The organism is Dasania marina DSM 21967 (assembly GCF_000373485.1).
In the GTDB taxonomy this organism is placed as follows: Bacteria; Pseudomonadota; Gammaproteobacteria; order Pseudomonadales; family Dasaniaceae; genus Dasania; species Dasania marina.
The window spans coordinates 379552-392176 of sequence record NZ_KB891586.1; the positions used below are offsets into that span (position 1 = coordinate 379552).

Annotated in this window: 9 protein-coding genes; 5 read left to right on the forward strand and 4 right to left on the reverse strand. The window is 47.1% G+C overall.

From position 1 onward, the window contains the following. Positions 1–65: 65 nt before the first annotated feature. Together B067_RS0114625 and B067_RS0114630 are read right to left on the reverse strand one after the other, a co-directional pair. Positions 66–956: a fumarylacetoacetate hydrolase family protein gene (locus tag B067_RS0114625; protein WP_019530834.1), complete on the reverse strand. Its 891-nt coding sequence runs from the start codon at positions 954–956 to the stop codon at positions 66–68. Between the two features lie 20 nt (positions 957–976). Beyond that, positions 977–1861 (reverse strand): LysR substrate-binding domain-containing protein, encoded by an 885-nt coding sequence (locus B067_RS0114630; protein WP_019530835.1) that lies wholly within the window; start codon positions 1859–1861, stop codon positions 977–979. A 252-nt stretch (positions 1862–2113) separates the two neighbouring features. On the opposite strand from B067_RS0114630, the gene B067_RS0114635 reads away from it, so the two are divergent. After that, complete coding sequence (locus B067_RS0114635; protein WP_019530836.1) at positions 2114–3013, forward strand: TIGR01777 family oxidoreductase; 900 nt, start codon at positions 2114–2116, stop codon at positions 3011–3013. On the opposite strand, the gene B067_RS21410 is transcribed toward B067_RS0114635, so the two are convergent. Beyond that, positions 3003–5360: an aminotransferase class III-fold pyridoxal phosphate-dependent enzyme gene (locus B067_RS21410; RefSeq protein WP_019530837.1), complete on the reverse strand. Its 2358-nt coding sequence runs from the start codon at positions 5358–5360 to the stop codon at positions 3003–3005. The two genes, B067_RS0114635 and B067_RS21410, sit on opposite strands and share 11 nt — an antisense overlap. Before the next feature lie 804 nt (positions 5361–6164). Between B067_RS21410 and B067_RS0114650 the strand changes: the two genes are divergently transcribed. Then, positions 6165–6488 (forward strand): cupin domain-containing protein, encoded by a 324-nt coding sequence (locus B067_RS0114650; RefSeq protein WP_019530839.1) that lies wholly within the window; start codon positions 6165–6167, stop codon positions 6486–6488. Positions 6489–6569: 81 nt separating this feature from the next. Continuing rightward, the gene (locus tag B067_RS0114655; RefSeq protein ID WP_019530840.1) at positions 6570–7283 is read left to right on the forward strand and encodes a hypothetical protein; all 714 of its coding nucleotides are present in this window, start codon (positions 6570–6572) and stop codon (positions 7281–7283) included. 193 nt (positions 7284–7476) lie between these two features. On the opposite strand, the gene B067_RS0114660 is transcribed toward B067_RS0114655, so the two are convergent. Continuing rightward, positions 7477–8679: an aminomethyl transferase family protein gene (locus B067_RS0114660; protein ID WP_019530841.1), complete on the reverse strand. Its 1203-nt coding sequence runs from the start codon at positions 8677–8679 to the stop codon at positions 7477–7479. 468 nt (positions 8680–9147) lie between these two features. On the opposite strand from B067_RS0114660, the gene B067_RS0114670 reads away from it, so the two are divergent. Together B067_RS0114670 and B067_RS21415 are read left to right on the forward strand one after the other, a co-directional pair. Continuing rightward, positions 9148–10191, forward strand: coding sequence for an ABC transporter substrate-binding protein (locus B067_RS0114670; RefSeq protein WP_019530843.1), 1044 nt, complete (start codon positions 9148–9150; stop codon positions 10189–10191). Between the two features lie 7 nt (positions 10192–10198). Next, the gene (locus tag B067_RS21415; RefSeq protein WP_019530844.1) at positions 10199–12571 is read left to right on the forward strand and encodes a putative bifunctional diguanylate cyclase/phosphodiesterase; all 2373 of its coding nucleotides are present in this window, start codon (positions 10199–10201) and stop codon (positions 12569–12571) included. Positions 12572–12625 lie beyond the last annotated feature (54 nt).

Here is a 12625-nt window from a genome sequence, read left to right on the forward strand (position 1 = left end):
TAGAAGGGAAAAGATAAACTAACTTAACACCGTCATATTTTGGCTAAATATTTATGATGTAATACCTAAGCCACAGTATTAACTAAAGGCTTAACCCCAGTAACTTCTACCACCACCTCATCGCCTGCTTTTAAATAACGTGGCGGTGTCGAGCCCATACCTACCCCTTCCGGCGTGCCGGTAGCGATGATATCACCGGACTGCAGCGTCATACCCGCCGACAAGGTTTCTATCATCGTGGGTATATCAAAAATCAAATGATCCAAAGTATCTTGCTGGCGCACTTCACCATTAATGGTGCACTTTACGGTTATCTGATCAGGGCTGGGCATCACACTGTGGTGTACCACCACCGGCCCCATAGGGCCAAAGCCATCGAGGCTTTTCGCTTTAAAAAATTGCTTGTGGTTTTTTTGCAAATCTCTAGCAGTAACATCATTAAAAGCGGTGTAACCAAACACATGTTGCCAAGCATTAGCGGCACTAATATCGCGACCACCTTTGCCTATGATAATAGCCAACTCGGCCTCGTAATCCAGCTTTTGAGTGTATTGCTCACTAGCGGGAATCGTGTCGCCTGGGCCTATTACGCAGCTGGGAGCCTTGGTAAAAATAATGGGATATTCGGGTAAGTCGGTAGAGGTATTGGTTTTTAACGCCACCTCAATTAAGTGGCCGGCATAGTTTTTACCTAGACACATAATATTGCGGGCTGGGGTGGGGAATGGCGCGATGATGTCAGCCTGAGCATAAGCCTGGCAGGCCAAATTTTGTGCCGCCGCTGCGGTTGCTATAGCCCACACCTGCTTGGCCGCCTCATCACCCAGCGCGACTAACTGCGCCAAAGTGCTGGCTGGTGCCGCTTGCCCTAAGGCTAGTGCCGCCGCAGCGATATCAATGACTTGCTCATCTACTAAGGCCGCTAACTGACCCGACGCCAAGGTAACAAACTTCATAACAGGCTCAACCTCGCGGCTTACACCGCATTATCACTTTGAAAATACTCAATTAAAAAATCTACCAACATACGTACCTTAGTCGATAAATGACGGTTATGAGGGTACACCGCCCAAGTAGACGTATCAAAACCATTGTACTCGGGTAACACCTCTACCAGCGCGCCGCTGGCGAGCTGTTCCTGCACATAAAAATGCGGCAATTGTACTATACCTATGCCTTTTTCGGCAGCGACTAACAAAGTATTACCATTATTAGTACGCCAGTTGCCCGACACCTTGTGATTAACTATTTCCTTATCCACTTCAATTTGCCAGCTGGACAAAAAACCGCGCAGGCAATTATGTTGCTTTAAATCTTCCAACTTTTCAGGGCTGCCGTATTTTTTTAAATACGCGGGGCTGGCGCACATATACAATCGGCGCGGGGCGATTTTGCGGGCGATTAATGAGGAATCTTGCAGGCGGCCAAAGCGTATCGCTAGGTCGTAACCCTCTTCTACGATATCCAATGTGCGGCTGGTAAAGTTAATCTCTATAGACAGCTCCGGGTACTTGGCTAAAAAGTCTGCCACTGCTGGCCCTATATACTTTTCGGCAAAAGTGCCCGCCGCGGTAATTTTTAAACCGCCACGCGGGGTTTGCTGCAAATTATTGATGGCCATTTCGGCTTCTTCTAAATCAGCCAAAATTTGCGCGCAGCGGCTGTAATAACCCGAACCCACATCCGTGAGCTTGACCGTGCGGGTGGTGCGGTTTAATAAGCGCGCACCCAAGCGATCCTCTAAACGGGCAATTTGTTTGCTGACATGTGATTTAGATACATTTAATTTATCGGCTGCCATGGAAAAGCTTCCGCAATTAACCACCTCAACAAACGTTTCTAGGCCTTCATAGCGCGCCATGGCACCCTCTCTTTGATATCGTTATCATTATTTCACTTATTTAAAACAACACACTAATGAATAAACATTCATTTAGTGAAAGGAGAGCTAGCATAAACCGACTCCACCAGAAAAGCCACACCTTTGATGGGCCAAACCGAAGCTATAGTGGCATAAACTATCCCCCCATATAAGCCCGTCAAATAAGCAGTTTTATGCCTATATACAGCGACTACACTATACTCAACCCCCCCCTAATCACGAGGCTTAGTTATGAACATAGTCATTACCGGGGGCACGGGATTTATTGGTATAGCCCTGTGCCGCCACTACCTACAAAAGCATCAAGACGCGGTAACCCTGTGGGTGTTAAGCCGCCAAAGCAGCGAGCAGGTTAAACAGCTATGTGGCGATGCCGTGCTCGCCATCAACCACATGGACGCGCTAAACCAACCCATCGATATCATCATTAATTTAGCTGGCGAGCCTATAGCTGATAAGCGTTGGAGCGCGGCACAAAAACAGCGCCTGCTAGCCAGCCGCCTTAACATCACCCAACAATTAATCGATTACATTGCCTGCGCCAAACATAAACCTCACTGCCTCATTAGTGGCTCGGCAATAGGTTATTACGGTGACCAAGGCAGCAGCCCCCTCACTGAAGATAGCCCGCCGCAGGATGAATTTACCCACCAACTCTGCGCGCAATGGGAAGCCTGCGCCCTGCAAGCCCAACAATACGATGTAAGAGTATGCCTATTAAGAACAGGCTTAGTGGTAGGCCCCGACGGCGGCTTTTTAGCCAAAATGCGTTTGCCTTTTCAGCTGGGTTTGGGTGGCCGCATAGGCTCGGGGCAACAGATAATGTCGTGGATACACAGGGATGACTTGCTGGCCATCATAGAATTTTTGGTGAATCAAGAGCAGCTACAAGGCGTCTTTAATGGCACCGCTCCCAACCCGGTGAGCAATCAAGAGTTTAGCAAAACCTTGGCTAGGCTATTACATAGGCCAGCAGTCATGCCCGTATTCAGTTGGACGCTAAAACTAGCTTTAGGTGAAATGTCGCAGCTGTTATTAACCGGGCAAAAAGTATTACCGGCCCGCTTACAGCAGGCTGGCTTTCGCTTTACATACCCGGTGTTAGCGGATGCGCTAAGCGCTAGTTTGTAGCGCTTAATTGGCTGAGGCAATTATCCAAGGCGGCGATAAAGATATCGACATGCTCAGGTTGAAACACCAACGAGGGCCGCAGTTTTAAGCTGTTTTTTAAGGGGCCTGAGCTGCCTATTAACACTTGCTGCTCGCGCATTAACTCTAACAGCTGGCCGGTTTGTTCGGTGGCCGGTGCCTTGCTAATGCGGTCGGTCACAAACTCTACCGAAGCCAACATGCCCCTGCCCCGCACATCACCAATTAAGGGCTGGGTTTCGGCCAACTTGTGCAGCTGCGCGCGTAGGTAGTCGCCGGTGCTATTGGCATTGGCGATGAGGCTTTCATTTTCGATGACATCCAGCACCGCCATACCCGCCGCGCAAGACACCGCATTGCCACCAAAGGTGCTAAACAATTCCGTCGTTTCCATAAATTGCGCCAGCACTTTTTTATTGAGCATGACGACACCTAAGGGATGGCCATTACCCACAGGCTTGCCCAGGGTAATCATATCGGCCTTCATACCACGTGCTTCGTGGCCCCACATTTGTCCTAGGCGACCAAAGCCCGCTTGCACTTCATCGGCAATAATCAAACCACCGGCGGCGCGCACCTTAGCCTCAACTTTGGCCAAGTAACCTTCGGGCACATCCACTACGCCGCTAGAGCAATAAGCGGTATCCACCATAAAGTAACTGGGTTTAAAGCCGCGCTGGTCTAACTGTGCAATGGCCTTATCGGCATCCTGCGCATACAGCTCGGCCATATCCGGTTTACCGGCATGCGGCCCTCTATAGGGGCAAGGCACACCTAGATAGGCGACATAATCGGGGCGGCGACCTTCGCAGGGGGAGAGATCCATCGTAGCGTCGGTGACGCCGTGGTAGGCATCTTCTACTATTATGGCGCCGCGCTCACCGGTAATCACCCGCGATATTTGCACCGCTAAATCATTGGCCTCGGAACCTGAGTTTACAAAGATACAGGCATCGATATGATCGGGGGTGAGAGCGACTAAACGCTCAGCATAATCCAACACACTTTGATACATATAGCGGGTGTTAGTGTTTAACACTTTGGCCTGCCGCCCTATGGCGCGCGCCACATGGGGATGGCAGTGGCCTACCTGCGGCACATTGTTATACAAATCCAAATAGGCTTTACCGTTCACCTCATACAACCACGGGCCACGGGCGCGTTCAAAATGCAAAGGCTGTTGATAGAAATGCCAAGGGTCGCCCAGTAACTCTTTACGCTTGGTTTTTAATTGCGCCTCAGCTTGTGGGTTAGGCTCTTGGTATTCACCTATGGCGGGGCTGTATACGGGGAAACAGCAAGCCTTTCTAAAACGGGCGGTGATTTCTGCACGGCCTATAGTATGTAAGCGCGTGATTAGGGTTTCGTATAAATCTATATCGTCTACATAGGGGGGCTCATCGGGGCTCATGGCCGCGCGCCAAGCCGACACGGCTAGGGTAATGGCATTGCGCACCATAATCATATCGTAGAGCAAATCCAGCTCTTGCTCCTCTAGCTCCAACTCACTGTCGAAACCGGCGACAATGTCGCTCATATCCCTCACCGGATCGGCCACGCGATGCATCATTAAATCGCAGGCCACCACCAACTCCATCATTAAGGGGCCGTAGAGCATATCGCCAAAATCAATAATGCCCGCCACGTGGTCGGGCTGCTCGGGGTTGATTAATAAATTGCCGCTGTGGGCATCTTGATGCACCACCTGATGACGCAATGCGGTTAACTTAGGCATAAGGCTATTAGCACGGTCGAACACCGCCTCTACCAAGCTACGTATTTCAGGGTTGGCGATATGATGGGTGTGCTCGCGGTACACCATGAAATTCATCATGTCCCAGGGGTGGCTGTTACGCGCATTAGGATGAAAAAATCCGCGCAGGGCATGGCCCAAACGGGCCACCGTTGCGCCCACATTACGACGTAACACCGTGGTATTTAACTCGGCACGCTCGCCTATCATAATGCCTGGCAAGAAACTGAGCAGGCGCACCACGTGTTGGTCGTCACCCTGCCCGGCCACTATGGCGCAGGGCTCGGCGTTTACCGTAGGCAGAATGCGCGGCACCGGTAGTGCATCGTTTTGCTGGGCTATGTGTAGCAGCGCTTGGGTTTGAAAGTCTATGTCAGCGGGGGCATCTTGGGCGTTAGACACTTTAAAAATATATTGCTCACCATCATCGGCGGTTAAGCGATAACTCTGGTCGCGCTCGCTGGGCAGGCGTTTAAACTCACCCTGCACGTTAAAATATTGTAACGCGATGCGCTTAATGTCCTCTAATGAAAACGCAGGCACATTACGATCTAATAACTGGGCAACTTCTAACATCTGAACACTCCTGGCCATTTCTCTAGCTGGCATTTTTTCACATCAATAAGCATAGCGTGCACACTATCAGGGACCACACTATAGATCAGTTCCCCATATGGGTAGGTGATTTTTTAGCGGGTTAAATAGGGGATAAAAGCGGGTTGTCGTGGTTGCAACGTTGCTTTTGATCAACTTCATATCACCGTCGCACCGGCCTTGAGCCGGTGCCTATCGTTTTAATTATTAGAGCTTAGCTTGTAAGCTGCTAGCTAAGCGCATACCGTCCAATAGCTAAACCGGGAATAAGTTACAAGGTAATAGCTAGGCACGGGGATTTAGACCTGTGTATATTTGGGCAGAAACGCGAAGATATAGGCTTGGATTTTACACCTGACTCTTCTAGTTAATAACACTGTTAGGGCATATATGAGAGATAAGCCAGATTTCATAGGACATCAGAAGTTCTCGCTGGGGAATCTTCATCAAGATTCATGAACCTCCCCCGATAATGTAGACACCACCTATAGTTATCATTGTTAAATTTCAAAAACATAAGGCCAAAAATAACCAATGGATACCACAGTCGTACTATGGAGCCTACTCTTCGGCTCTATCGGCCTAGGCTACTTCATCTACGGCAAGAAGCAGTCTCACGCAGTTGCAAAATATAGTGGCATTGCCTTAATGATATACCCCTACTTTGTTTACAATTCGACGCTATTGGTTATTGTGGGGATTATTTTGTTACTGCTACCGAAATTCGTAAAGATATAATAAGCCTTCTTGCATAGGAATAAGCGATAGCACCCAAAAGGAATTAACATGGCCGGAAAATATCCTAGCAGAATAAAATCCCTACCCTTATACGATGGCCGCTTTGACGCCTATAAACTTGAAGCGAAAAATAGCGATGTGTTATTTGCCTCTTACCCTGCGGGCACCGAAATACCAGCCCACAGCCACGATACCGACAACCATGGAGTTATCACCCGGGGCGAACTCATACTCACCATGAACGGCCAAACCATCAAAATCAGCACCGGCCAGTGGTACCACGTGCCCGCTAATATTGAGCACTCAGCCAAGTTTGAGATTGAAACTGATGAGATAGAGTTTTGGTTTCATCAGCCCAGTACCGGAAAATAAGCCATTACCTGCATATAATTATTAGTAACACCGTAGCTTTCTGACTATTTCACCATGGAGCTTAGCAGCCTACCCGCCACTATGACGACGTATAAACAAAAAAACAAAGAGCTGATATTTGCCCATCAAATGGCAAACGCACTAGGGCAGGCGTGGGATATAGCAAGCTCACCCAATGAAAGGGAATGGCCTGATTTAATTGTTACTGACGGGCGCTCTAAATTTGGTCTAGAGGTTAGGGAATTCACCAAAGATCGTGAATCCAACGAGGGTTCAAAACTAAGAAAGCTAGAAAGCAATAACAGCCTATGGATGAGACAACTGGTAAGCCAATATTACTCACATTCCACTAGACCTATTAAAGTTGAAATACTGGGCAAGCTAGCATCTAGGGATGACATACTTCCAATGCTGCTCAATTTTTCCAAAACAGCCCATGAATGGCAACACCAATGCCTAAAACTAGATACTAAGGCAATCATGCACATCACTAAGCTACCCAATCAATTTAGCCGCTATGGTCATTGGAAGTATATTAGCGATCGCACTGGCTGGATTAGAAAAATGTGTGTTAATGATCTAAAACCCATGATTGCCAGCAAAGAGAAAAACTTGGCGAAGTATCGAACACATTTAAACGATGTCAGGTTAATGCTAGTCGCAGACCCCACCTTTAACTCTGGCATGGTGTCATTTGCAGACGAACAGATAAACCTCCCTAGTACGTTCAACCAAGTGTATTTATTTATCTACCCCAAAGAGGTCCACAAGCTTAAAGCCAGCAGCAATATCTAAGTCGAGTAACAATGGACACCGGATCAAGCCCGGCGTGACAGATAAATAAATCCCGCCTCAACTCCTGCGCCACATATAAAAACACCGGCACTAGGCCGGCGTAACAAAACTAAAATCTTTAATCTTACCTCTTGCAGCTTGCCTCTTATCGCTGCCCCTCTAGCGACTAGCGACTTTCAACTAGAGACTGTAGCTACATCGGCGCAGGCACCTGCGTACGACGATCAAAATTAACAAACGGCAGTGCGCAAATAGTAACCGCCACTGGCTGATCATTAATAAGCACAAAACCTTCGCCCACTTCGGCATAGGCTACGCGTAAGGACGATAGGCCCAACCAATGCTTGGCGCTGTATGACCAGGACACCGAAGGTAAGGTGCCTATTTGTACGGTTTCGCCGCTGATAGTGGCGTAGAGCTCGGCGCCGTCCTCCAGCTCGCATTCGTCTTTGATGATGAAGCCTTTCATAGTAAAGCGTGAGCCTTGTGCTCTTTCCTGTAGCAGCGCGGCTTTGCCTACGAAGTCATCCTCTCTATCCCAGCCTACGTTCCAGCTCATGCCTAGCTCTAGCGGGCTGCGTTCAAACTCTGGGTCTTCGAAGGTTTGTAGAGTGTCCCAACCGGGTACCACCAAGCCGCCTTCCATACGGCATAGCTGTATAGCGGTGAGGCCATAGCCGGCGATTTGTATGCCGAAGAGTTTCTCGGCGTTGATAAAGGCTTGCTCTACCGCTTTGCCCAGTTCGGGTTTAAACCAAATTTCATAGCCTAGGTCGGCGGTAAAGCCGGCTCGGGTTACCATCACTTGGCCGCCATTAAAGTCATAATTAATAACTTGGAAAGGCTTCATATTGGCGATGCCGTCAAAACCAAAGCTATTAAGCACCGCGCAGGACTTAGGCCCCTGCACCGCAAAACCAGCCAGAGAGGGGGTTTCTTCGGTGACTTGGACATCGCCCCCTACTTTTGCTTGGCAGTTGGCGAAGTGCTCGTCGTGGTCCATTTCGGCCACCATAAGCAAATAATCGTCTTCGGCTAATTTATACAGCAGGGCATCGTCATTAAGCATACCGTCTTCAGTACACCAAATGGCATAGGTAGAGCGCATGGTGGGCAAGGCGCTCATTTTGCGGGTAAACACATAGTCCATAAAGGCACCGGCATTGGCGCCGCGTATGCGGTATTTTTTAACCGGCGAGGCGTCGAATAAGGCACAGCCATTGCGTACGGCGTTGTACTCTTTTTCTTCGTCCTCATACACGTGAGGCAAGCAGTGGCCATGCCAGTTTAAATAGTCTTCATCCTGTACCGCGCTGGCTATATAGGTATCAAAGTCGGTGTTTACATAACGGGAGACAAAATCGTAAAAAAAACTTTTCTTGGCGGTGTCACTCATACTGCTGTTTCCTTGCTTATTATCGTGTGCATGCTTGCTCAGTAACCACGATATTGAACAAACGTATATTTAGATTTAACAGGCTAACACAGCCACCAGATCTGTCAGCTATAAACTTGTGCTAAAGCCTCTGACTATGTAAACAAAGCCCTCAGAGAATATAAAATAACTCATTAATATCAATCACTTAACTAGCCACCCCGGTATTGTCGCCATAAGAACACACTGCGTTAACCATGGGAACAAATACCCAAGCCAGGCAACAGTAATAACCAGCAATAACTTGGACAAATATTGCTAATTGCCGCCAAAGCAGGTCAAAGCCTAAAAAAGCGGCTATAATCCCCCGCCATAGCTTTTTGAACACCACGTTTAACCATAACAATAATAAATGAAGCGCATAGCCGTACTATTAGCCTCCTTTTTTGCTAAGCGCTCACTGTCTACCCCAAGGCTACCTTGACGCTAATGCTAAACATTAATACCTCCATTGCTGTGCTCGCTTTTACGCTGCCTAACACTTTTGCGGTCGCTGAATCCGTGCGTGTGCTTAACTGGGAGGAGTATCTTGCCCCTGCGGTGATTAGCGCCTTTGAACAAGAAACCGGCCATAGCGTAGAGCAGTTTTACCTCGATAATGAACAACAGCGCGATACTATGCTGTTCAGCGGCCGCGGCGGCAATTTCGACCTCGTTATGATTGATAGCCAAGCATTGAAAACCGATGGAGAAAAAACCTATTTCGTCGACATTCCCATACATAAAATCGCCAACAGCTCGCAGCTATCACCGGCCTCGCATTTAGCCTGTGGCCGCAAGGGTATGCCCTATGCTTGGGGGACTTTAAGCATCGCTTATAGAGCATCGGCCAACCCACAGGGTATAGACTCCTGGCAAGCATTGTTTGATATAGCCCCCGGCAATCAGCAAAAAACCATTATGCTGAAAGATTCCATAAACAGCACCGGCCTTAGCCTTATCGCTTTGGGCCTACCGCCCTATAGCGAAGACAAAGATGATTTAAAACAGGCCTACGCGCTATTAAAAAAACAGCGCGTACATTTGCACTCCTATGGTTATGGCCTTAGCTACGCCATCGACTTACAGGCTGCTAGCGACATCACCATGGCTGTAGCTTACTCCGGTGACACTAAACATTTTATTAAGGCCACGGGGCAGCAAGACTGGCGTTATACTATCCCCCGAGAAGGGACGATTATATGGACAGATTGCCTAGCCATGCCCCATAGAGACAGCCCTATTAAAACGGCGACCATAGAATTTTTAAATTTTATTAGCCGCCCCGATATCGCCTTGCTTAATGCCGAAACCATAGGCTTAGCTACGCCCAACCTAGGCGCACTGCGGATAGCCCGCGACGATTATAAAAACGACCGTGAGCTATTCCCCAGCCCAGCGATACTGGCCAAGAGCCACCATGTAAAAACCCTCTCTAATGAGCAGTTAAAAATACGCAGCCGCATACTGCAAAAGCTAATACACAACGACTAAACCTATTATGAAACTCACGCGACGTATTAATGTAATTCTGCTACCGGTTATCGCTGGTGTCTTTATTATTACCACCGAGATACTCAACACTACCATGGAGGATCAGGCGCGCCTAGTGTATGAGCAACAGCTAGAGCAAACCCTTACCAATAGCCTTTATCGCATTAATTATGAGACTAACTTAGCCGACTCTATCTTTTCACAAATGGTTAATAGCCATGAATATGCCAATTACATAGTCGACCCCTCGGTACATGTACTCTACGATGCCCTAGACAGTTTACTGAACAAACAGCGCGAACAAGTACGCAGCTTTATGCCGGGGCTAGTCAGCCTACAAATTATTAATGCCGAAGGCGACATTCTGTTTTCCGCTGACGAAAGAGAGCTCTTTGCTGAACCTAAACTCCCCCTTATACCTAAACAACAGCAGCATTGGCTAGATAAACCCGCCCATAAACTAGCCTCTAAAGAATCATTCTTATTTACCAGTGAAGCGGGGCAAGTGCACTTGGCCCGGCTACATACTTTTAGCTCAGAATTTTTATCAACCGGCTCGCGCAGGCACAAAAATGAAAACAAAGTTAGCTATTTTTTAATTATTATTAACATGGATTTTATCCGCCTAGGCACCCCTGCCTTACAAGAAGAATTTGCTAACCACTACCATACAAACCTCAACATTAATAACAACCCCGATCAAAGTAATATCACTCCAACTATCACCTTAGGTAAAAGTAAAAGAATTATCTCTGCCAACTTAACTCACCCTCTATTTGAAAAAGAAGTGACGATATCTGATGAATTTATAGGCCAACAATTAAAGGAGCAAAAAAACAATCAGTGGTTTTTAACTATAGCTTTGATTTTGTTTTCATACTCATCGCTGCTATCACTGATACACAGGCAAATTATTAACCCTGTACTCAAACTAACCAATCAAGTTCGCAGTGGTAAAAAATCCACCCTAGAAACCCAGCAGGGAAATGACGAGGTAGCAGAGCTCAACAATGCCTATGCCAAACTTTTGGTGGAAGTGGAAAACCTGGCTCAATATGATTCCTTAACCAACCTAGCTAATAGAGCCAGCTTTAAAAACAGCTTCGCTAGAGCCTTAACCCGATCGCTATACCAAGAAGAGCCTCTAGCCATACTCTATATAGATTTAGACAATTTCAAGCAAGTCAATGACCACTACGGCCACGATGTTGGCGACCAACTACTCATAGAATTTAGCGACCGTTTATTAGAATCCATACGCAGCACCGATGCATGCTCTCGAGTCCCTCAAGAGAGCGCAGTAGCCCGCCTAGCAGGCGATGAATTTGCCGTAGTGTTGGCCAACTCCACGCCAGATACTGCAGCCATAGTCGCCAACCGAATTTTAGAACTATTTAAAGGCGGCTTTACCGTAGGCAAGCAGAAGCATAATGTTAAAGCCAGCATAGGCATAGCCATTACCCCTGATGATGGCGTAGAAGTATCTGAGTTAATGCGGCATGCCGATGCGGCTATGTACCAAGCCAAATCTGCCGGTAGAAACTGCTATCAGTTTTTTACCAAAAAAATTGCCGATGCCATGAAGGAAAAAATAGATATAGAGGATGAACTGATTTACTCGCTGGAAAATAAGCAGTTTTACCTTATGTTTATGCCTATTTATAACAGTGATTCATTGACTATAGAGAGCCTAGAGGTCTTATTGCGCTCCTCGAACGCCATGCTTAACAAATGCGGTCCTGAAAAATTTATTCCTGTTGCTGAATCCACCGGCCTAATTAAAAAAATAGACTTATGGGTAATAGATCAAGCGCTGCGTAAATTGAAAGAATTTAATGACACCATTAATTACCAGAAAACCTTTAGTATTAATATGTCATCGGTGGAGCTACACAATAAAGATTTCCCGAAAAAAGTTGCTGCGTTAATAAAAAAATACGATATAGATCCTAAGCAAATTGACTTAGAAGTAACAGAAACTTCGCTCGTAGCCTATGACAAAAATAGCATACAAGTATTAAACGACTTAAAAGCGCTGGGCGTAAGCTTGTCCCTGGATGATTTCGGCACTGGCTATACTGCCTTTAACCAATTAATACACTACCCTGTCGACCACTTAAAAATTGATAGAAGTTTTGTCGCCGCATTAAGTAATCAAGACGACAAAGACCATTCCATGTTAGAAATCATTGTCAGTATATCCAGAATATACGGATTAAAAACGGTCGCCGAAGGCGTAGAAACCCAACAGCAGTTAGACTATCTCATACAATTAGGTTGTGACTATTTACAAGGCTACTATCTCAGCAAACCCTTAAGCGAGGCCGACTTACTGAGTTTGTTAAAGAAGCAGAACCAGCCCCGGTTTTGCGACCTATAAAACAATACACCCTGTGGGCACATACCCACAGCGCACAGCATTCCACAAGGTAAT